Source organism: Shewanella schlegeliana (genome assembly GCF_016765635.1).
In the GTDB taxonomy this organism is placed as follows: domain Bacteria; phylum Pseudomonadota; class Gammaproteobacteria; order Enterobacterales; family Shewanellaceae; genus Shewanella; species Shewanella schlegeliana.
In genome coordinates, this window is sequence record NZ_JAESVD010000015.1 from 57,073 (window position 1) to 79,250 (window position 22,178).

Below are 22,178 nucleotides of genomic sequence, written 5' to 3' on the forward strand. Positions count from 1 at the left end.
CATGGCGACAACTGGGGATGATACGTTAACTATAACGGCTTCCGACTATATCCAGCATCACCTGACTAATGCGAAAATGTGTTCCACGGATAGTGGGATTGCTTTTAACTATGCATGTCAAGATGCGGGATTTTGGACTTGGCACATTGACTCACTTTTGTTTTCAGTTGGTCTAGGGGTTCTATTTTTGTGGTTATTCTACAAAGTAGGACAAAAGGCAACAATTGGCGTTCCAGGCAAGCTTCAATGTTTCGTTGAAATGTGCGTGGAAGGTGTTGATAAAATCGTTAAAGACTCATTTCATGGGAAAAACGCGGTTATTGCACCATTAGGTCTAACTATTTTCGTCTGGGTTTTCCTGATGAACTTAATGGACTTGATCCCTGTTGACTTTGTACCTGAGGCCGCAAACAGATTATTAGGCGTACCTTACCTAAAGATTGTACCTACAACTGACTTGAACGTAACTTTGGGCTTAGCTTTGAGTGTGTTCGCGTTAATTGTTTTCTACAGTATCAAGGTAAAGGGGATTGGTGGGTTCACTAAAGAACTTACTATGCAGCCTTTCAATCATTGGGCACTAATTCCAATCAACTTTGTTTTGGAAACTGTCACCTTGGTTGCGAAGCCGATTTCATTATCGCTTCGTCTGTTTGGTAACCTGTATGCAGGTGAGTTGATCTTTATTCTGATAGCACTGATGCCTTGGTGGGCTCAGTTTGCATTATCAGTGCCTTGGGCCATTTTCCATATTTTGGTAATTGTGCTGCAGGCGTTTATCTTCATGATGCTTACGATTGTATATCTAAGCATGGCACATGAAGACCATTAATTTATTAAAAATTAGATACTTATCGGAGATAAAATGGAAACTGTAATTAGCTTTACAGCAATAGCTGTTGCAATTATGATCGGCTTAGCAGCGCTAGGTACTGGTATTGGCTTTGCTATTCTAGGTGGTAAATTCCTAGAAGCTTCTGCTCGTCAACCAGAGCTTGCTCCTGCACTTCAAACTAAAATGTTCATTGTAGCTGGTCTACTTGATGCGATCTCAATGATTGCAGTTGGTGTTGCATTATTCTTCGTATTCGCTAACCCGTTCTTAGGTCAATTAGCAGGCTAATCGTCCCCCTTAGAAGGAGTTGTCGTTATGAGTATTAACGCTACCCTGCTAGGCCAAGCGATTTCTTTTCTTCTCTTTGTGTGGTTTTGCATGAAGTTTGTATGGCCGCCATTGATGAACGCTATCGAAGAACGCCAGAAGAAAATTGCTGATGGGCTAGCTGATGCAGGACGTGCTGCAAAAGATTTAGAGCTAGCTCAGGTGAAAGCCACAGAGCAGCTAAAAGACGCTAAAGCAACAGCAAACGAGATTATTGAGCAAGCTAATAAACGCAAAGCTCAAATCGTTGATGAAGCAAAAGTTGAAGCTGATACCGAGCGTGCGAAAATTATCGCTCAGGGCCACGCTGAAATTGAAAACGAACGTAATCGCGTGAAAGAAGATCTACGTAAGCAAGTAGCTGCTTTAGCTATTGCTGGCGCAGAGAAAATTCTTGAACGTTCGATTGATGAAGCCGCACACAGTGACATAGTTAATAAACTTGTTGCTGAACTTTAAATAAGGAGCTTGAGTTATGGCTGAAATAACCACCATCGCTCGTCCTTACGCAAAGGCAGCTTTTGACTTCGCTCTTGAACAGAACGCAGTAGAGAGTTGGGCTGAAATGCTTAACTTCGCCGCATTAGTTAGTGAAAACGAAGCTATGCAGCCATTACTGTCTGGCGCAATGGCCAGCAATAAGCTTGCAGAACTCTTTATTGGAGTTTGTGGTGAGCAAATCAACGAGCAAGTTCAGAACCTGTTAAAGGTAATGGCTGAAAACGGTCGTTTAGTTGCGCTACCTGCTGTTGCTCAACAATTTGTTGAGATGCAACGTGAGTACGCGAAAGAAGTTGAAGCGCAAATTGTTTCAGCGACTGAGCTAACCTCAGAGCAACTACAAGAGCTGAGCGCTTCTTTAGAGAAACGTCTAGCACGCAAAGTTAAGCTGAATTGCAGCATAGATGCCAGCCTTATTGCTGGTGTAATTATCACGGCAGGCGACTTGGTCATTGATGGCTCGGTCCGCGGAAAAATTTCGCGTCTGTCTGATACGCTGCAGTCGTAATTGGGAGTTTGAGCATGCAACTGAATTCCACTGAAATCAGCGATCTGATTAAACAGCGGATCGAGCAGTTCGAAGTCGTTAGTGAAGCTCGCAACGAAGGTACTATCGTTGCAGTAAGTGACGGCATCATCCGCATCCACGGCCTAGCCGACGTGATGCAGGGTGAAATGATCGAGCTGCCTGGCAACCGTTTTGCAATCGCGTTGAACTTAGAACGTGATTCTGTCGGTGCCGTAGTAATGGGCCCTTATGCCAACTTGGCAGAAGGCGATAAAGTTAAAACAACAGGCCGTATTTTGGAAGTACCTGTTGGCCGTGGTCTATTAGGCCGCGTAGTCAACACGCTAGGTGAGCCAATTGACGGTAAAGGACCTATCGAAAGCGATGGTTTCTCTCCTGTTGAAGTAATTGCACCTGGTGTAATTGAGCGTAAGTCAGTTGATCAGCCAGTACAAACTGGTTATAAAGCCGTTGACTCTATGATCCCAATCGGTCGTGGACAGCGTGAATTGATCATTGGTGACCGCCAGATCGGTAAAACCGCTCTAGCGATCGACGCGATTATCAACCAAAAAGATTCTGGCATTAAGTGTGTATACGTAGCTGTAGGCCAAAAGGCTTCTACAATCGCTAACGTTGTACGCAAGCTAGAAGAGCACGGCGCTTTGGCGAACACCATTGTTGTTGTTGCTACAGCTTCTGAAGCTGCTGCACTACAGTACTTGGCTCCATACTCTGGTTGTACAATGGGTGAATACTTCCGCGACCGCGGTGAAGACTCACTAATCGTATATGACGATTTGTCTAAGCAAGCTGTTGCTTACCGTCAAATCTCATTGCTTCTAAAGCGTCCACCAGGACGTGAAGCATACCCAGGTGATGTATTCTATCTTCACTCTCGTCTGTTGGAACGTGCTTCACGTGTTAACGCCGAGTATGTTGAGAAGTTCACTAAAGGTGAAGTTAAAGGCCAAACTGGTTCTTTGACTGCTCTACCAATTATTGAAACTCAAGCTGGTGACGTTTCTGCATTCGTACCGACTAACGTAATTTCGATTACTGATGGTCAGATCTTCCTTGAAACAGACCTATTTAACTCTGGCTTACGTCCAGCTGTTAACCCAGGTATCTCTGTTTCTCGTGTTGGTGGTGCGGCTCAGACTAAGATCATCAAGAAACTGTCTGGTGGTATCCGTACCGCACTTGCACAGTATCGAGAGCTTGCAGCGTTCTCACAGTTTGCATCTGACTTAGATGATGCAACTCGTGCTCAGCTTGAGCATGGTGAGCGTGTTACCGAACTAATGAAGCAAAAGCAATACGCTCCAATGAGTATCGCTGATCAGTCTGTGTCTATTTTCGCAGCTGAAAAAGGTTACTTGAAGAGTGTTGAGCTGAACAAAATCGGTGATTTCGAAGCGTCTCTGCTCTCTTTCATGAACAGTGAACATGCTGACCTAATGAAGACCATCAATGATACTGGCGATTATAACGCTGATATCGAAGGTGAGCTGAAGGCTAGCTTGGACAAGTTCGTAGAAACCCAAACCTGGTAAATATTAGAGGTGCCTCTGGCACCTCAGGTCCAGAATTGGAGAGTAAAGATGGCCAACGCTAAAGAGATTAAAACCAAGATCGCGAGTGTTCAAAACACTCAGAAGATCACGTCTGCAATGGAAATGGTTGCTGCGAGCAAAATGCGTAAAGCACAAGATCGCATGTCTTCTAGTCGTCCATATGCAGAACATATGCGTAAGGTGATCGGTCACGTGGCGCAAGGTTCTCTCGAATATAAGCATCCATATTTGGAAGTGCGAGAAGCTAAGCGTGTTGGTTACATTGTTGTGTCAACCGACCGTGGTCTTTGTGGTGGTCTGAACGTCAACCTTTTCAAAAAGGTTGTCGCAGACGTGAAGAAGCAGCGTGAAGCTGGTGCAGAAGTTGAATTCTGTACAATTGGTGCACGTAGTGCGCAATTCTTCAATAGCTTTGGCGGACAAGTATCTGCTTCTGCTTCGGGTTTAGGCGATGCTCCAAAGCTAGCCGACTTGATCGGAACAGTACGTGTGATGCTAGAAGCATACAACGAAGGCAAGCTGGACCGTTTGTACGTAGTATTCAACAAGTTTGTGAATACTATGACTCAAGCCCCAGTGATCGAGCAGCTGCTACCTTTGCCTAAGTCAGAAGATGATGAGTTTACTCATCAGTGGGATTACATCTATGAACCAGATCCAAAGTTATTATTAGATACTTTGTTGGTTCGTTTTGTGGAATCTCAGGTTTATCAAGGTGTTGTTGAAAATATCGCATCAGAGCAGGCGGCCCGTATGGTTGCTATGAAGGCTGCGACAGACAACGCTGGTGAACTTATCGGTGACTTGCAGTTGGTCTATAACAAAGCCCGTCAGGCTGCGATTACGCAAGAACTTTCGGAAATTGTTTCAGGTGCTGCCGCCGTTTAGGCTAGGTAACGAATACAAGTTTTAGAGGATTAATCATGAGCACAGGTACTGTTGTCCAAGTAATTGGCGCGGTTGTGGACGTAGAGTTTCCACATGATGCCGTACCTCAGGTATATGACGCTCTAGAGATCAAAAGTGAAGGCTTGGTGCTGGAAGTTCAGCAGCAACTTGGTGGTGGTGTAGTTCGTACCATCGCTATGGGTTCTTCAGATGGTCTGCGTCGTGGCCTAGAGGTTGTAAACTCTGGTTCACCAATTACTGTTCCGGTTGGGTCTGCGACCCTAGGCCGTATTATGAACGTATTGGGTGAGCCTGTTGATGAAGCGGGCCCTATCGGTGAAGAAGATCGCTATGTGATCCACCGTGAAGCTCCTTCATACGAAGATCAGTCAAACACAACTGAACTTTTAGAGACTGGTATCAAGGTTATCGACCTTGTATGTCCATTCGCTAAGGGTGGTAAAGTTGGTCTGTTTGGTGGTGCTGGTGTTGGTAAGACCGTTAACATGATGGAACTTATTAACAACATCGCTAAAGCACACTCTGGTTTATCAGTATTTGCCGGTGTAGGTGAGCGTACTCGTGAGGGTAACGACTTCTACTACGAGATGGAAGATTCTGGCGTTCTAGATAAAGTGGCCATGGTATATGGTCAGATGAACGAGCCTCCAGGAAACCGTCTACGTGTGGCACTAACTGGTCTAACTATGGCCGAGAAGTTCCGTGACGAAGGTAAAGACGTTCTTTTCTTCGTAGATAACATCTATCGTTACACCTTGGCGGGTACTGAAGTATCTGCACTGCTAGGCCGTATGCCATCAGCAGTAGGTTACCAGCCAACATTGGCTGAGGAGATGGGTGTACTTCAGGAGCGTATTACATCGACTAAGACAGGGTCTATTACCTCTGTTCAAGCCGTATACGTACCTGCGGATGACTTAACGGATCCATCGCCAGCTACAACCTTCGCTCACTTAGATGCGACAGTTGTATTGTCTCGTAACATTGCTTCGCTAGGTATTTACCCAGCGGTTGACCCATTGGATTCGACTTCACGTCAGCTAGATCCACAGGTTGTTGGTCAAGAGCATTACGATGTTGCTAACGGTGTTCAAACCGTACTTCAGCGCTACAAAGAGCTGAAAGATATCATTGCGATCCTAGGTATGGATGAATTATCTGATGAAGATAAGACAACTGTATTCCGTGCTCGTAAGATTGAAAAATATCTTTCTCAGCCTTTCTTCGTAGCAGAAGTATTCACCGGTTCTCCAGGTAAGTACGTTTCTCTTAAAGACACTATCCGTGGCTTCAAGGGCATTCTAGAGGGTGAGTTCGATCACCTTCCAGAGCAAGCGTTCTACATGGTTGGTTCTATCGACGAAGCTGTTGAGAAAGCTAACAAAAAATAACTAAGTTTTTGACTTAGTTTTAAGGAGAACGGATGGCAGCCATGACAGTACAACTTGATATGGTAAGTGCAGAGAGTCATATTTTTTCTGGTCGCGTAGCTCAGCTACAAGTTTCAGGAACGGAAGGTGAACTAGGTATTATGCCTGGTCACGCGGCTCTGTTGACAAGTATCAAACCTGGCATGGCGCGCATCGTCAAGCAAGATGGAAGTGAAGAGGTGTTTTACCTTTCAGGTGGTATCCTGGAAGTACAACCTTCTTCAATTTCAGTATTGGCTGACGTGGTATTGCGTGCCGATGAGATTGACGAGCAAGCAGCAGTAGAAGCTAAGCAACGTGCAGAAGCCCATATGGCTGAAGCTGGTGCTGACTTCAACTACGCAGCCGCAGCGGTTGAGTTAGCTCAGGCTATGGCTCAATTACGCGTAGTCGAGACCATCAAGAAGAACATTGCCAGATAAGGTTATTGTTTGATAAAAAAGCGCCCTAGGGCGCTTTTTTTGTGTCTGGAACACTTATGCCAAAACCCATGGATGGCTAGTTTTGGTATTTGTATCTAAAAGAAGGTCCGAGGAAAAGCTAAGAAAGGTTCTAGGTTCTAGGAAAGCAAAGACGAATGGCCTGCGGCCTAGGGTACGTGACGCTACGCTAACGGAAAAGGTGGGAAGTGCAAAGACGGAAGCGGAACATGGTACTGATTTTTGCTTTTGCTCTTTCTAGTAGGGCTTTAGCCCGTCCTCGCAGCGCAGCGCAGCGTCCTAGGACCTAGAACCTTTTTGCTAATATCTAGATTTATCTTTGAACGTGATCTAAGTAAGAACCCTTATCTCATTTGAGTGTTACCCTCCGACATTCATTTTATGTCAGAGAGTTTACCCATGCAGCATGTGCTAATAATCGTAAATGATGCCCCTTATGGTTCAGAGAAGCTGTTCAATGCCCTTCGCTTGGCGATACAGCTCAATGAACAAGACTATTCACCTGTTCGAGTGAGCCTATTTTTACTGTCTGATGCTGTGACTGCCGTTCTACCTAATCAGAAGTCTACTGAAGGTTATAACATCCAACAGATGCTAGAGATCGTTATCGCACAAAAAACGCAGGTTAAGTTTTGTGGCTCCTGTATGCATGCTCGCGGATTAACTGAACTTAAAGTTATTGAAGGCTGTGAGATGGCTACTATGGACGATCTTGCTCAGTGGGTGCTAGTGGCAGATAAAACCATCACCTTTTAGTACTGATGTCGTTACCGAGTCGCTTTTAATACCTGTATCGCTTAAAATCGGCTGTATTATAAAGACCTCATTTTTCTAACATTAGTTAAAGCATTAGCTCAAGGATAAACCGATGGCACTGAATGTAGTGATTTTGGCCGCAGGCAAGGGAACCCGCATGCGCTCAGATCTTCCGAAAGTTCTTCACCCTATTGCACATAAGAGCATGGTTCAGCATGTTATCGATACCGCGCATCAAGTCGGTAGCGATGCCATTCAGCTGGTTTATGGTTATGGCGCCGACAAGCTACAAGCCAAATTGGGTGAACAACAACTTAATTGGGTACTACAAGCAGAGCAGTTGGGTACTGGTCACGCAGTAGCACAGGCGAATGACAATATCGCCGATGATGATACGGTACTGATCCTTTATGGCGATGTACCACTGATCCAAGCATCTACACTTGAGGCGCTACTAGCTGCTCGTGAAGCTAATGGTTTAGCTATTTTGACGGTTAACTTACCTAACCCAACGGGTTACGGTCGTATCGTTCGCGAGCAAGGTAGTGTAGTTGGTATTATTGAGCAAAAAGATGCTAATGCCGAGCAGCTTGCAATCAATGAGATTAATACAGGCATTATGGCGGCGCCGGGTAAGCAACTAAAAGCTTGGTTAGGTCAATTGTCATCAGACAATGCTCAAGGTGAATACTACCTTACTGATATCGTTGCGATGGCACACAAAGATGGCGTCGCCATTACTACAGCACAGCCTGAATCCGCTGTGGAAGTTGAAGGTGCAAATAATCGCGTACAACTGGCGCAATTAGAGCGTGCTTATCAAGCTCGCGCAGCCGAAAAACTGATGCTTGAAGGTGCTAATCTACGCGATCCAGCACGCATCGATATTCGTGGTAATGTCACTGTGGGCATGGATGTGATGATCGATGTTAACGTGGTTATCGAAGGCAAGGTAACTATCGGTAATAACGTGACCATTGGCGCTGGCGCAATCCTTATCGATTGTGAGATTAGCGATAACGCTGTGATCAAACCTTACTCTATTATCGAGAGCGCAAAGGTTGGTGTTGACGCTAGCGCAGGGCCTTTTGCACGCTTGCGCCCAGGCGCAGAGCTTAAACAAGATGCTCACATCGGCAACTTCGTTGAAATGAAAAAAGCGGTACTAGGTAAAGGCTCTAAAGCGGGTCATTTGGCTTATATTGGCGATGCGACCATAGGTGCTGGAGTCAATATCGGTGCGGGTACCATTACCTGCAACTATGATGGCGCTAATAAGTTCCAAACGATTATTGAAGACAATGTTTTTGTCGGTAGTGACACTCAACTTGTTGCACCTGTGACTATTGGTGAAGGTGCTACTTTAGGAGCGGGTTCTACCATCACTAGAGATGTCGCGGCTGGTGAGTTAGTTATCACCCGCGTTAAGCAGCGTCATTTGACTGGCTGGGCACGACCCGTTAAGCAGAAAAAGTAAAGATTAGTATTTTCATTAAAGCGGCTCTAGAGTCGCTTTTTTGTTTTTATTTAGCCTATTATTTAGGCATTTAGTTTATAGGGTTAAAGTCTTTAAGTCTGATACTTATTGATGCATTTGTGTGTGTTAATGTTGCCTTATCTTGGTAACTTTGAAGTGCATCATCCACCACTGTAAAGAAGTGTAAAGAAACTTAAATAAAAATAGTTCTCATTTATATTGCGACTCAATTAATACATTCATGTGTCATTTTGAGGTTGGATATGTCTGTTGGGACGTCATTTAAGTTTTCACGTTTAGGGCTGGCAATCGTTACTGCATTGGCTTCATCTTCTGCATTTGCTGACGATGCAAGTGTTGAATCCACTATTGTGGCTGAGCCGAATATCGAGCGCATTAGCGTTACCGGCCGTAGCTTTAACGATTATAATGTTGGCTCATCTTCAGGCGCTATGCGCGGTGATATCGATATTCTAGATACACCTCAATCTGTCACAGTTATCCCAGATTTCGTTACCGATGAGCAGCTAGCGACTAACCTTTCTGAAGTACTCGTTAACGACTCTAGTGTGACTGGTGGTTCTGAGAAATGGAATCGCCAAGTATTCAATATTCGTGGTTTCGAACTCTCTTCAGGTTCTGGTTTCTTGATTAATGGTCAGCAGCAGTGGTCTCACTATGTACAGCCAATCGAAACACTACAGCAAGTCGAAGTATTAAAAGGTCCTTCGAGCATGCTTTATGGTCAGTCAGGTCCTGGTGGCTTGATCAACATGGTCACCAAGAAGCCTACCTATGAAACCATGCTTGATATCGGTTTCGATACCGATGAGCACGGTTCGACACGTTTCCAGCTAGATGCGGGCGGCAGCTTAAACGAAGCCGAAACTATCCGTTACCGCACAGTGTTAGTTAAGCAAGACACTACCTACTGGAGAGAGTATCAAGACGGCAGTCATCAGGAGCGCGACCGTTGGTTAGGTTACTTAAACCTAGAATTTGATATTACCGACGATTTACTACTATCACTTAAATATGATCATACTCAAGACAAGACTGGCATCGATCGCGGTGGTTGGTTAAACAGTAGCGGCGACTTGATTGGCGGTCGTGACATTATTTGGGATCAGCCATGGGCATTTACCGATAATACTATCTCTAACTTAGGTGCCGAACTGACTTATCACTTAACAGATGATTGGAAAGTGAAAGCTGGCTATAACGACCAGCAGTTTAACCGTCAGCGTCTAGATTCTTCTCCATCACTAATTAGTGGTTCTGAAGATCCATTTACAGATGGCTACTATATTAGCCCGTTTGACCGTTATGATGATTGGCAGCACAAGACGGGTTTTGTTGATTTCACCGGTAACTTCTACACTGGCGATTTAGAGCATCAATTGCTTATCGGCGCTAACATGCTTGATTATTACTATGGTCAGCTAAAAGAGTCAGGTGAAAAGAAACAAGTTGTGATGCCAGGACAGCCAGTACCTAAGCCAGACCTTGATTACAACCGTGATGTAACTAAGTACGAGAGTGAATACAAGCACTACGGTTTCTACGTTCAAGACTTAGTAACTATTACCGATGAATGGCAAGTATTAGCTGGCGTGCGTTACGATGAGCAGAAAAAAGAGGGCCCGGGTAATAACAGCTATGCTGTATCGCCTAAGCTTGGTGTTATCTACTCACCTGCCGATAACGGCAGTATCTACGTTAACTATTCTAAGAGTTTCACACCTCAAGGGATAGTGAACAATATTGACGACGTTAACGATGGTAAAAACCTAGACCCAGAGTACGGCGAACAATATGAAGTCGGCACTAAGTGGGAGCTGTTTGACGGTAGCCTACTATTAACTGGCGCGGTATTTGATATCACAGTATCGAACGTGACAGTAACCGAAGAGATTGAAGGTAGCAGCCAAACCATTACTACTCAATCTGGTGAGCAGCGCCATAAGGGTTTCGAGATGGGCGCACAGGGTCAAGTTAGCGAGAGCTGGTTTATGACAGGCTCTATGATGTACCTAAATGCTGAATATCACCGTCCAGAAACTGATAGCTTAAACGGCAAGACACCTGTTGATGCACCAGAGTGGTCTGCAAACGTATGGACTCGTTATGAGATGACCGATGATTTAGCATTAAACTTAGGTGCTATCTATGTTGGTGAGCGTTTTGCAAATACTAGCAACACGATCAGTAAAGATGGTTATGTTCGTTTCGATATGGGCGCCGCATATACTATGGACGTAATGGGTAGCGATGTCAGTGTACGTGTCAATGTGAAGAACCTATTCGATACTGATTATCTAGCGGGTGGTACCAACACTGATGTGACAGTGGGTGAAGGTCGTCACTTTAGCTTAGCGTTAGAAGCGAAGTTCTAAATCTAAGTTGTAAATATAGGTTTCAAGTCTAATGAGTGTTAAAAGCCTCAGCCCTAGGGTTGGGGCTTTTTTATATCTTATCGCCAACTATTAGCTCCTGAATATGATCAAAACTGGCAATTAAGTTTCGTTTCACTATAATACTTCTTTCGAATCGAAACTTAGCAAAAGGTTTTATGAACAAACGAAACACTCAACAGCGTCGCCATAGCATTATTAGCCTACTTAACCAGCAAGGTGAGGTGAGTGTTGAAGAGTTATCCTTACGTTTCGAAACCTCTGAAGTTACTATTCGCAAGGACTTGGCTACTTTAGAAAAAACCGGCCTATTATTGCGCCGTTATGGTGGCGCTGTCGCTGTGCCTGATGAGGTGACTCAGCAGTTCTCCGCCAAGATAGCACCTAACAAGTTGTCTATCGCTAAGGTGGCCGCCGAGCTGATTAAAGATCATAACCGTATCATTATCGACAGTGGCAGTACCACGTCAGGCTTGATTGGTGAGCTTAACAATAAACGTGGCTTATTGGTGATGACTAATTCACTTGCGCTTGCCAATTCAATTCACGAGCTTGAAAACGAGCCAACCTTATTGATGACCGGTGGTACATGGGACCCACACTCGGAGTCTTTCCAGGGGCAGATAGCCGAGCAAGTGCTTCGTTCATACAACTTCGATCAGCTATTTATTGGTGCAGACGGTATCGATCTTGAGCGTGGTACCACAACCTTTAATGAGCTAACAGGCCTTAGTAAGGTGATGGCCGAGGTATCGCGAGAAGTGGTAGTGATGCTTGAGTCAGAAAAACTGGGCAGACGCATTCCAAATTTAGAGCTGCCTTGGAGCAAGATCAGTGTGTTGGTAACGGACGATAAGTTACCGAGCGAAGCACTAGAGACGATTTCTAACCATGGTGTGCGGGTCATTCTTGCACCTCATGCGGGATAACTTATTCGGGCTAAGTGGCTTAGCTAAGTATCCAGTTTCAAATTCAACTTTTAACTTTTAATTTAACTCTCATATAGAGAGGCTAGGTAACTAAATATGTGTGGAATTGTAGGCGCTGTAGCGCAAAGAGATGTGGCTGAAATTCTTGTTGAAGGACTTAGACGCCTCGAATACCGTGGCTATGACTCTGCCGGCGTTGCAGTACTAAATAATGGTGAGCTAAACAGAACTCGCCGTGTGGGTAAGGTACAAGAGTTATCTGCTGCGCTAGAGGCTGCGCCACTTATTGGTGGCACTGGTATCGCACACACTCGTTGGGCAACTCATGGTGAGCCAAGCGAGCGTAATGCGCATCCACATCAGTCAGAAGGCGATATCGCCGTTGTTCACAACGGGATTATTGAAAACCATAACAAGCTACGTGAGATGCTAAAAGGCTTGGGTTATACCTTTGCATCGGATACCGATACTGAGGTTATCTGCCATTTAGTGCATCATGAGCTAAAGACTCACGACACACTACTTGCTGCCGTTCAAGCAACAGTAAAGCAGCTTGAAGGCGCCTATGGCACAGTGGTTATCGACCGTCGTGATAGCGAGCGCATGATTGTAGCTCGCTCAGGCAGCCCACTGGTTATCGGTTATGGCTTAGGTGAAAACTTTGTGGCCTCTGATCAGTTAGCACTACTTCCTGTAACTCGCTCTTTCTCTTTCCTAGAAGAGGGTGATGTTGCCGAAGTGACTCGCCGTGAAGTGAACATCTATGATGTCGATGGCAACGCGGTTACGCGTGATATTAAAGAGTCTGAAGTGACTCATGATGCGGGTGACAAAGGTGAATACCGTCACTACATGCTAAAAGAGATCTATGAGCAGCCAACGGCTATCGCTCATACTCTTGAAGGCCGTATCGCTGGTGGTAAAGTATTAGACTCTGCCTTTGGTGAAAATGCGGCTGAGTTCTTAAAAGACATTAAGCACGTACAGATCATCGCCTGTGGTACTAGCTACCATGCAGGTATGGCTGCGCGTTACTGGTTAGAAGACTGGGCTGGTGTATCTTGTAACGTCGAGATAGCTTCTGAGTTCCGCTACCGTAAATCACACCTATTCCCTAACAGCCTACTTGTGACTATTTCACAGTCTGGCGAGACTGCAGATACCTTAGCGGCAATGCGTTTAGCGAAAGAGATGGGTTACAAGGCAACGCTAACAATCTGTAATGCACCAGGTTCATCACTAGTACGTGAGTCTGATATGGCTTATATGATGAAAGCGGGGGCTGAGATTGGTGTTGCGTCAACTAAGGCCTTTACTGTGCAGCTAGCGGGTCTATTGATGCTGACTACGGCGATTGGCCGTTACAACGGTATGTCTGATGAGATGCAAGCGGCTATCACTCAGAGCCTGCAATCTATGCCAGCTAAAGTAGAGCAAGCACTAGGACTTGATGATGCGATTGCTGAACTTGCAGAAGACTTTGCCGACAAGCATCATGCACTGTTTTTAGGTCGTGGCGATCAATATCCAATCGCGATGGAAGGCGCCCTTAAGCTTAAAGAGATCTCTTATATTCACGCCGAGGCTTATGCATCTGGTGAGCTTAAGCATGGTCCACTAGCACTTATCGATGCCGATATGCCTGTTATTGTGGTTGCACCAAACAATGAGCTGTTAGAGAAGCTAAAATCTAACGTCGAAGAAGTGCGTGCCCGTGGCGGTCTGATGTATGTGTTCGCCGATAAAGATGCCGAGTTTGAGTCGGATGAAACCATGAAGGTCATCCCTGTTCCGCACTGTGATGAGTTTATGGCACCACTTATCTACACTATTCCATTACAGCTGCTCTCATATCACGTTGCCTTGATTAAGGGCACCGATGTGGATCAGCCGCGTAACTTGGCGAAATCAGTTACTGTTGAATAATGCACTAAACTGACTTAAGCCTTAGTGATTTGTTGTAAAGAAACCTCCCATGTGGAGGTTTCTTTGTTTTCAGCCCTAAAGAATATACTTTAGCTTTTGATTTAAAAGAGAATCTTGTTTTGGTGATGATATTTAAAACTATAAAAACAAGATCATAGTTTTATTAATGTCTCTTCTTCTTTGATCAGATGCTCTTTTTCTTTTTCACATTTTTCAGAACGATGAGCATATGGTTTTTCTTTATGCTTAATAAGTTGGCGCTCTAAACGATCGAATGCTTCATTAAATGCATCCATAAGTTCATTTGCTTCCCCTTTTGAATCTATCTTCCCAAGATCAGACTTAGTCGCAATTTCTACAATAAACAGATGGCCAGGTTCAAGCTTCATGAATACATCTTTGCTAAAGAAGGATATTTTAAACTTATCGAATTTTACAAATGCTTCTTTAATGGTTTGCTCTAAGTAGTCAGGAAGTTCAAATCCACGTGCGGTAATTTTAATGCTCATAGTTAGCCACTCTTAATTCATTACATTTTGTGTTAATTACAATAGTCCTATCACACTAATGTAGTGTGACTAAGGTCACGTTTTTGCATGTGTTATTCATAAATTAAATTTCATTATCAAAAAGAATGGATGGGTGACTCTGTAGTCCTTGTAACTTTAAGTGGACTGTTTTTTCATCGGCTTGCAGCTGAAAAGATACAATCTCAGGTCATTCATTTTCTGTGATATATGGGGTATCAGCTTGTTTAAGTACCTCTAGTTTTAACTTCAGTGCCAATATTTCACTTTTCTTACTGCGTTAGTTTTTACGGATTATGTCGCAGAGGTATAGAGGTGTTCTTTGCGTACTTTACGAATGTACGGTAGTTAAATGCAGTCTGCTTTTTAACTGATATACATGGTCACTTTCTTCAGAAGTAAACTCGTTATTTATCCTAACCTATCCCCCTTAGGGGGGATGCCGCTGTCATGGGGTTATCGCATGCTAACCATAGGCCAATATCAAGGAGAGAAATAATGAACAATTTATTAAGGCTTAGCGTATCGGCCTTGGCAGTGAGCAGCATGTTAGCGCTTGCTGGCTGTGGTAGCGATAGTGATGACTCCCCTACACCGACTCCCGAACCTCAACCAACGGTATTAACAGGTATCTTTTCTGATAGTCCTGTGGCGGGCATTGGTTATGAGACTACAGATCACAGCGGAGTGACCGACGCTAAAGGACAGTTTAGTTATAACGAAGGCGAGTCGGTAGAGTTCTACATAGGTGCGACACGTTTTCCGAGTGTTACAGGTCAGGATGAAGTGACTCCGATGGATCTGTATCAAACGGATACGGCTGATCATATGGGGGTGATTAATACCCTACGTTTATTACAGTCACTCGATACCGATAATGATCCGGATACGGGAATTCAATTAGCTGAAGATATTCATGAAACCTTAGCGGGTCATGAAGTAGATCCGACTGCGGATAACTTTGATGAGCAGGCACAAGAAGCATTGGTTGCATCGGGATTCGCTGCCGAAGATCTTGTTGATGCCGATGAGGCGCTGGCTCATTTTGGTCAGAGTCGAGGTTATCAATTGACTGACTTAACTGGCCAATGGCATACGGTGTTCTTTACCACACCAGTTGCTGGAACGTACTCAAGCGATGCTTTTAGTTATGTGGTCGAGGAGTGGACCATAGATGCCGAGGGTAATGTCACCATGGAGGCTAAGGTTAAAAGTTATGGTGAGTTAGATACCGATACATTTAAAGTTAATTTAAGTGAAAGCGGTATGTTAAGTTTCGCAGAGATTGAAAACCTCGATATGGGCTTAAGCAGCAATAAAGATAAGATTGCGAACTACTTTACTGAAGATGGTGAGCAAGAGCTTGGCTTGTCTATAAAGCTAGCTGGTGGGCAGCAGTTAAGTGATCTCGAGGGGCAATGGTGGGGAACTGGAATTGAAACTCCTGTGAGTGCCAACTTTAATCAGAATGAATTTGGCGTCTGGATCGATAAGTTGATAATTGACGACCAAGGTAAGGCTGATATTACAGAGCTTGCTTTAGGTGAGCAGCAAGCTAGTGGTGAGGTCGAAACCATTCAGTTTGCTATGGATGATATGGGCAAAATCACCATAGAGGACGATGATGAAGTTGCCGTAACTTACCTGTCTCGTGGTAAAGATCTTATCCTACGTCATAGCCATAAAGAGACACGGCAGAATATGTCGGTGTTGCTGAAGGCAAACACCTCTCCCGCACTTGCTGACTTAGAGGGAAGCTGGCGCCTTTATAATTTACAGATGCCTGATGATGGCAGCATGAATTCAGATGGTTTTGGTTACTGGATAGTAGAACTGGACTTTAATGCCGATGGTCTTGCTGTTTGGAGTCATGTGGCAACCTCTGAAGATGAGGTGTTGACCGAACAATCTATGCAGATGAGCTTAGTCGATGGTCTGTTTGTTGCTGAGGGGGATAAGTGGGCGATGAACCAAGACAAGGACATCATGGTCGTGGTTTCACAGTGGGCTGAGGGGGATAGTGAGTTTTCAGCCTATGCCATTGCCATTAAGCAAGTGACGCCATAAGATTTAAAGTAAAAGAAAAGCCTGCAAAGTCTGCAGGCTTTTTTCTATTCGCTTTTAGCTATTAAAGCCGATGGTTACGAGTAGTTTATCGTGGTTGTAGCGCCACAAAAGCTGGTTTTGGTGCTTAGAGCCAGTTTTGTGCAGTACGCTTTTTATCTGACTCTTAATGGTTTCTTTGCTGACTTGACGTATATCGGCGATATCGGATCCGGAATGGCCGCCCATTAATAGATTTAATACCTGATATTCGGCGGGAGTAAGCTTTACAGGTTGCTGCTGGGTCGTGATGGGGAAGTGTTTCTGACAACGGCATAGGGCTTTATCTTGCTCCATTTCAGCTAACTGTTTGGCGTGAAAGGCGTTGACCCATGGCTGCATCGAATGCCCTAGTTTCTCATGTAACCGTCGTGTGCCACGGTTAAACTCTTTATTGAGGTGGTGAGCGGTAAAAAATAGGTACAGGTGCTGATTTATTCCTAAAAGCAGGCCTATGGTTGAGTGGTAATGCACATAGGGCAGAAGGCTTTCACACCAGTTATCATCTTGAACTCGAACGGGATCGACCAAATTTTCCATTATTTGTGAGCTATTGATAAGACCTTTGCGGAGATAGGCGTTGAGGAAGATATCGTGTCGCCAATGTTGCTGATAAAACTGAATATCGTTTTCAGATATTTCTGGTGACCAGGTATGCAGTCGTTTTAAACAGGTATCAATCACTGTGATGGTTGTGGCATCAACCCGTAGAGCATCGGATAGGTAACTAAAATCTTCTCCTATAACCCCTCTTCGGCTCATGTTCTCTATTAATTGATACTGCCACTTGGAAAACCTTTCCCAGTTCACAAGCCCTCCTGCTCTAGTTCCGCTCAGACATGCTATTCCTTGTTAACCTTAACTTAACAAACTGAGCTTGTTAAAAATTGATAGAGATCATAAATACCATTAAGTCATCGAAAGGGACTATATTAAATAAATTGATTTATGTGATTAGCAGGTTGTTTTTATCTAATTATATTTGTTAGGTGAGGCGAGGAGATAATTTAGCAATAAAATTAGAGCAATATTTATATTTAATTGTTAAATCATAATATAAAAATTAAATAAATAGGGGCGTTTTACAAGGCCCCTATAATTTAAACTATATTCGACATAATAATATGTCTAAAGTGAGTGACTTAATGGCTTACTCTTTACCGTAAATGTTATTTTCTTGCTCTTGAACTCGGATAAAGGTTGTACGCTTGGTCAACTCTTTTAGAGACGCTGCACCAACATAGGTACAAGTTGAGCGCACACCGCCCATGATGTCAGAAATAGTGCTGTCTACGCTGCCTCTAAATGGCAATAATACAGTTTTGCCTTCTGCTGCACGGTATTTTGCAACGCCGCCAGAGTGCTTATCCATGGCTGACTGTGATGACATGCCGTAGAACTTAACCATTTTCTTACCATCTTGCTCAACGACTTCTCCGCCGCTCTCTTCGTGGCCAGCTAACATTCCGCCAAGCATAACGAAGTCAGCGCCGCCGCCAAAGGCTTTAGCAACATCACCAGCACAACTACAGCCGCCGTCACCGATGATCTGTCCACCTAAACCGTGTGCGGCATCGGCACATTCGATAATGGCTGAAAGCTGTGGGTAGCCAACACCAGTTTTAACGCGTGTCGTACATACAGAACCAGGGCCAATGCCGACTTTAACGATATCTGCACCTGCAATAATTAGCTCTTCAACCATATCACCCGTAACCACGTTACCGGCACTGATGACCTTTATTGGGTGTGCTTGCCTTACTTTTCTAACATAATCAACTAGATGCTCAGAGTAGCCGTTAGCGATATCGATACAGATAAAGGTAAGATCTTCTGATAGTGATAGGATTTCGCTAAGTTTGATAAAGTCTGCATCTGAGGTGCCGCTAGAAACCATAACGTGCTGCAGTACGTCTGCTGTTTGATTTGCTACAAATTCGCCCCATTGCTCTACACTATAGTGTTTATGAACGGCAGTCATAACATTGTGTTCGGCTAGGCTAGCAGCCATTTCAAAGCTAGCGACAGAATCCATGTTGGCAGCAATAATAGGTACACCAGACCAGGTCTTGCCACTATGCTTAAAAGTAAATTGACGGTTTAAGTCTACTTGAGAACGGCTCTTCAACGTTGAACGCTTAGGTCGGATAAGAACATCTTTAAAACCTAACTTTAGATCTTGTTCAATACGCATAGTTTATTCCTCACATGGATTTTGCGCGCAGCAAAACCGCCGATAAAAAGTAGTTTTATCGGATATTAAATTAATTCCTGAGTTTATTTCAGGCACAAAAAAACCGGAACGTTTGTGGACGCTCCGGTTTTAGGCATTATAGGAACAGATTTTTTATTAGCAAGTTCTCAAATTAAAACTATCATTTCTTAAAAACGGAAGGTTATTATTTTGTTGATGCATGCTGCACCTTTGTTTTAATTTGGCTGTGCCTTATTAACCCATGCCGTATTGAGTAAAGCATTAGTCTTACTCGGTTAAAAGTCACGTAGCTAAAGATCACTTATCTTTTGTATTTTTATCTTTAAACTTTTTCATATCGAAGTTATCTAGTAATAACAAGGTGTCCGCTATGGCCGATTTGAGTTTAGCCGCGGGTGGATAGGTTGGTTTTTTCGTTTGCTTTAGCGATTCTCTGCGGGTGACAAACTCCAACATTGTCTCAAGGTTATCTGGACAATTTATGTCGAGTGCGGGGAGCTTTTTGCTGGATGCGTTGTTATAGATTTCAAACTCTTTTTGCAGGCATTCTTGAGCTTCTCTTATTCTTTCCATGTATAAGGGCCTCTTTAAATCAATTCAGCTTTATCTTCGAACCTATCTTAATAATGTCGCTTAAACAAGCTTGTAGGCTAAAGTCAGTATTTTAGCTAGGGGACTATCGGCAATCTTGCTCTTATGTACTATATAAAAACGCTCACTGTGTATAGTGAGCGTTATTTGATTTAACCAAACTGACCACTGACATATCCTTGAGTACGCTGATCTCGCGGTTGATTAAATACTTGGGTGGTTTCTCCATGCTCTACCAGCTCTCCCATCCAGAAGAAGGCTGTTTTGTCGGAGATCCGTTTGGCTTGGTTCATTGAATGAGTGACGATAACAATGGTGAACTGCTTACGTAGTTCATCCATCAACTCCTCGATTTTGTGGGTCGCAATCGGATCGAGTGCGCTGGTGGGCTCATCCATCAAAATGACCTCAGGTTTCATCGCAATGGTACGTGCAATACATAAGCGTTGTTGCTGTCCACCTGATAAGCCAAATGCAGGCGTATTAAGCCTGTCTTTCACTTCATCCCATAGAGCTGCACTTCGCAATGATTGCTCAACGGTATCGTCGAGTATTTTCTTGTCTTTAACTCCCTGCGCTCGGAGTCCAAAGGCAACGTTTTCATAGATACTCATAGGGAAAGGGTTAGGCTTTTGGAACACCATACCTACACGCATTCTGAGGTGCTTTACATCAACATCTTGATAGATATTGCTACCATCAAACATCACGTCACCGTCTATCTTCACACCAGCCACTAAGTCATTCATACGGTTGAGTGTGCGTAGCAGAGTCGATTTACCACAGCCAGATGGGCCAATCAACGCGGTGACTTGGCGAGCAGGTATGGCTAATGAGATATTCTTTAGCGCATGGTTGTCGCCGTAAAATAGGTTTAAGTTGTTCACTTCTAGCTTATTCATGGAGATAACCTTACTTAGCTGATCGGTTTAAACGTGAGGCAATCACTTTGGTTGCCAGATTTAAAATAAGTACCAAGACAATTAACACGGTGGCGGTAGCGTAGGCTTGATCCCACTCGTGTTGAGTAAAGAGTTCTTGAGTTAATTTATAAAGGTGAACAGTCAGGGTGCGGCCAGATTCTAAGACAGATTCAGGAATTTGAGTCACCATACCCGCAGTTAAAAATACTGGGGCTGACTCACCTATGACTCTGCCTGTACTTAGGATGATAGAGGTGACGATACCCGGTAGTGCGCTTGGCAGCACTAAGCGACAGATGGTGTAAATTTTCGAGCTACCCAGAGCATAACCACCTTCGCGATAACTCATCGGAACCGATATTAATGCTTCTTCTGTGGTGCGGATAATCACAGGTAAAATCAACATTGCCAGTGTTAGCGCACCTGAAAGGATGGAGAACCCGAGTCCAAGGGTGGTGACGAAGAACGTCATGCCAAATAGACCGTAAACAATAGACGGAATACCCGCTAATGATTCGGTGCAGAAGCGAATGACTTGAACCACCTTACTCCCCGGTGCGGCATATTCGGTCAAGTAAATAGCCGTCATGATGCCAATCGGTGCGGCGAAGGCCAGGGATAGACCGACCATGTAGATGGTCGATACGATCATCGCCCAAATACCAGAGGCTTCACCAATACGGGTGTAAGCGCCAGTGATAAATTCCCAGCTCACATGGTCTAGGCCATTACTTAAGATGTGCCACACGACCCAGAGTAAAAATAGTAGTGTTGTTGCCGCTGCAGCCCAAATCGCAGCTAGCATCAGCTTATCTTGATTGTCTCGTGAAAGTTGTAACATTAGTGAGCTCGCTTTCGGTTGAGATAAAGCAGTGATCCGTTCAGTAATATGATAAAGGCTAGTAGTACTATGCCTGTCGAGTACAGAGCGTTGGCATGGATCCCCGTAGCGTATGACATCTCCATGGCTATATTGGCGGTCAAGGTTCTCGCTGGTTCGAGTATTGAACCAGGCATTGCAGGTGCGTTACCCATGACCATAATAATTGCCATGGTTTCGCCGATTGCACGTGCCACACCTAGGGCTATACCTGTGTAAATACCACTGCGTGCAGCAGGAATTAGCACTTTAAAGATACTGAAGATATGTGATGCCCCTAACGCGAGCGCTCCTTCTTTGTAGGTTGGGGGCAGAGCGCGTAACGAGGTTTCTGAAATTGTAATTACCGTTGGCAATATCATGATGGCCAACACGATGACACCTGCAAGTATGGTGTTGCCTGCAGGAATATTAAAAATACTCTCGATGGCTGGTACGATAATGACCAAACCAAAGAAGCCATAGACCACAGATGGTATGCCTGCGAGTAACTCAACGGCTGGACGAATGATGTTGGCTAACCAATTTGGGGCTAACTCGGCTAAGAACACCGCAGTAAGCAGCGCGATGGGGACACCAATAATTACGGCGCCAGCGGTAGAAATAAGTGAAGCAACGATCATTGGCAGTAAGCCAAATAGTGCGGGAGGTAACCACTCCTTGCCCAATATCATCTGTGAAACGCCAGCTTCTTTAAAGGCGGGTAAGCCTTCGCTAAAGACAAACCATCCTATGGTTGCGACCGAAAGTACGCCAACCATGGCGCTACATAGGAAGAGAATATGAAAACTCATCTCCTTCCAGTCATAGGACTTTGCTGGAGCGAGTTTAAGTCCTTGTGTCTGGACTTTACTGGCTGTTGTCATCACTTAACCTCGACATCTACCTAAAATGAACAGTCGATACAGAG

The 22,178-nt window shown here is 44.3% G+C and carries 21 protein-coding genes; 14 read left to right on the forward strand and 7 right to left on the reverse strand.

Going from position 1 to position 22,178, the window contains the following annotated elements:
• Position 1: 1 nt before the first annotated feature.
• The 13 genes from atpB (at position 2) to glmS (ending at position 14,029) form a co-directional block, all read left to right on the forward strand.
• Complete coding sequence (atpB, locus tag JMA39_RS19905; RefSeq protein ID WP_202723646.1) at positions 2 to 832, forward strand: F0F1 ATP synthase subunit A; 831 nt, start codon at positions 2 to 4, stop codon at positions 830 to 832.
• Between the two features lie 33 nt (positions 833 to 865).
• A complete protein-coding gene (gene atpE, locus JMA39_RS19910; RefSeq protein ID WP_012157432.1) occupies positions 866 to 1,123 on the forward strand; it encodes a F0F1 ATP synthase subunit C in 258 nt (85 codons plus the stop codon).
• 27 nt (positions 1,124 to 1,150) lie between these two features.
• Positions 1,151 to 1,621, forward strand: a complete 471-nt coding sequence (gene atpF / locus JMA39_RS19915) for a F0F1 ATP synthase subunit B (RefSeq protein ID WP_012279342.1) — start codon at positions 1,151 to 1,153, stop codon at positions 1,619 to 1,621.
• Positions 1,622 to 1,637: 16 nt separating this feature from the next.
• Positions 1,638 to 2,171: a F0F1 ATP synthase subunit delta gene (gene atpH, locus JMA39_RS19920; protein WP_202723647.1), complete on the forward strand. Its 534-nt coding sequence runs from the start codon at positions 1,638 to 1,640 to the stop codon at positions 2,169 to 2,171.
• A 14-nt stretch (positions 2,172 to 2,185) separates the two neighbouring features.
• The gene (atpA, locus tag JMA39_RS19925; RefSeq protein ID WP_202723648.1) at positions 2,186 to 3,727 is read left to right on the forward strand and encodes a F0F1 ATP synthase subunit alpha; all 1,542 of its coding nucleotides are present in this window, start codon (positions 2,186 to 2,188) and stop codon (positions 3,725 to 3,727) included.
• Between the two features lie 48 nt (positions 3,728 to 3,775).
• A complete protein-coding gene (gene atpG / locus JMA39_RS19930; protein WP_202723649.1) occupies positions 3,776 to 4,636 on the forward strand; it encodes a F0F1 ATP synthase subunit gamma in 861 nt (286 codons plus the stop codon).
• Between the two features lie 35 nt (positions 4,637 to 4,671).
• The gene (gene atpD, locus JMA39_RS19935) at positions 4,672 to 6,048 is read left to right on the forward strand and encodes a F0F1 ATP synthase subunit beta (protein ID WP_012157427.1); all 1,377 of its coding nucleotides are present in this window, start codon (positions 4,672 to 4,674) and stop codon (positions 6,046 to 6,048) included.
• A 32-nt stretch (positions 6,049 to 6,080) separates the two neighbouring features.
• Positions 6,081 to 6,509: a F0F1 ATP synthase subunit epsilon gene (locus tag JMA39_RS19940; protein ID WP_202723650.1), complete on the forward strand. Its 429-nt coding sequence runs from the start codon at positions 6,081 to 6,083 to the stop codon at positions 6,507 to 6,509.
• 417 nt (positions 6,510 to 6,926) lie between these two features.
• A complete protein-coding gene (locus JMA39_RS19945) occupies positions 6,927 to 7,283 on the forward strand; it encodes a DsrE/DsrF/TusD sulfur relay family protein (RefSeq protein ID WP_202723651.1) in 357 nt (118 codons plus the stop codon).
• Positions 7,284 to 7,395: 112 nt separating this feature from the next.
• A complete protein-coding gene (glmU, locus tag JMA39_RS19950; RefSeq protein WP_202723652.1) occupies positions 7,396 to 8,760 on the forward strand; it encodes a bifunctional UDP-N-acetylglucosamine diphosphorylase/glucosamine-1-phosphate N-acetyltransferase GlmU in 1,365 nt (454 codons plus the stop codon).
• Between the two features lie 263 nt (positions 8,761 to 9,023).
• A complete protein-coding gene (locus JMA39_RS19955; RefSeq protein ID WP_202723653.1) occupies positions 9,024 to 11,156 on the forward strand; it encodes a TonB-dependent siderophore receptor in 2,133 nt (710 codons plus the stop codon).
• A 176-nt stretch (positions 11,157 to 11,332) separates the two neighbouring features.
• Complete coding sequence (locus JMA39_RS19960) at positions 11,333 to 12,103, forward strand: DeoR/GlpR family DNA-binding transcription regulator (RefSeq protein WP_202723654.1); 771 nt, start codon at positions 11,333 to 11,335, stop codon at positions 12,101 to 12,103.
• A gap of 96 nt (positions 12,104 to 12,199) precedes the next feature.
• Entirely contained in the window at positions 12,200 to 14,029 is a 1,830-nt protein-coding gene (gene glmS / locus JMA39_RS19965; protein ID WP_202723655.1) for a glutamine--fructose-6-phosphate transaminase (isomerizing), read from the forward strand.
• A 152-nt stretch (positions 14,030 to 14,181) separates the two neighbouring features.
• On the opposite strand, the gene hpf is transcribed toward glmS, so the two are convergent.
• A complete protein-coding gene (hpf, locus tag JMA39_RS19970; protein WP_202723656.1) occupies positions 14,182 to 14,538 on the reverse strand; it encodes a ribosome hibernation-promoting factor, HPF/YfiA family in 357 nt (118 codons plus the stop codon).
• Between the two features lie 516 nt (positions 14,539 to 15,054).
• On the opposite strand from hpf, the gene JMA39_RS19975 reads away from it, so the two are divergent.
• Positions 15,055 to 16,623 (forward strand): hypothetical protein, encoded by a 1,569-nt coding sequence (locus JMA39_RS19975; RefSeq protein ID WP_202723657.1) that lies wholly within the window; start codon positions 15,055 to 15,057, stop codon positions 16,621 to 16,623.
• 54 nt (positions 16,624 to 16,677) lie between these two features.
• Here JMA39_RS19975 and JMA39_RS21440 read toward each other — a convergent pair whose 3' ends face one another.
• The 6 genes from JMA39_RS21440 to pstC form a co-directional block, all read right to left on the reverse strand.
• Positions 16,678 to 17,469, reverse strand: coding sequence for a helix-turn-helix transcriptional regulator (locus JMA39_RS21440; RefSeq protein ID WP_202723658.1), 792 nt, complete (start codon positions 17,467 to 17,469; stop codon positions 16,678 to 16,680).
• Between the two features lie 340 nt (positions 17,470 to 17,809).
• Complete coding sequence (locus JMA39_RS19985) at positions 17,810 to 18,853, reverse strand: GMP reductase (protein ID WP_202723659.1); 1,044 nt, start codon at positions 18,851 to 18,853, stop codon at positions 17,810 to 17,812.
• A gap of 318 nt (positions 18,854 to 19,171) precedes the next feature.
• The gene (locus tag JMA39_RS19990) at positions 19,172 to 19,447 is read right to left on the reverse strand and encodes a hypothetical protein (protein ID WP_202723660.1); all 276 of its coding nucleotides are present in this window, start codon (positions 19,445 to 19,447) and stop codon (positions 19,172 to 19,174) included.
• Positions 19,448 to 19,617: 170 nt separating this feature from the next.
• A complete protein-coding gene (gene pstB / locus JMA39_RS19995) occupies positions 19,618 to 20,367 on the reverse strand; it encodes a phosphate ABC transporter ATP-binding protein PstB (RefSeq protein WP_202723661.1) in 750 nt (249 codons plus the stop codon).
• 10 nt (positions 20,368 to 20,377) lie between these two features.
• Positions 20,378 to 21,229 carry a phosphate ABC transporter permease PstA gene (gene pstA, locus JMA39_RS20000; protein WP_202723662.1) on the reverse strand — a complete coding sequence of 284 codons (852 nt, stop codon included), beginning with the start codon at positions 21,227 to 21,229 and terminating at the stop codon, positions 20,378 to 20,380.
• Positions 21,229 to 22,134, reverse strand: coding sequence for a phosphate ABC transporter permease subunit PstC (gene pstC / locus JMA39_RS20005; protein ID WP_202723663.1), 906 nt, complete (start codon positions 22,132 to 22,134; stop codon positions 21,229 to 21,231). The genes pstA and pstC overlap by 1 nt, the downstream gene beginning before the upstream one ends.
• Positions 22,135 to 22,178 lie beyond the last annotated feature (44 nt).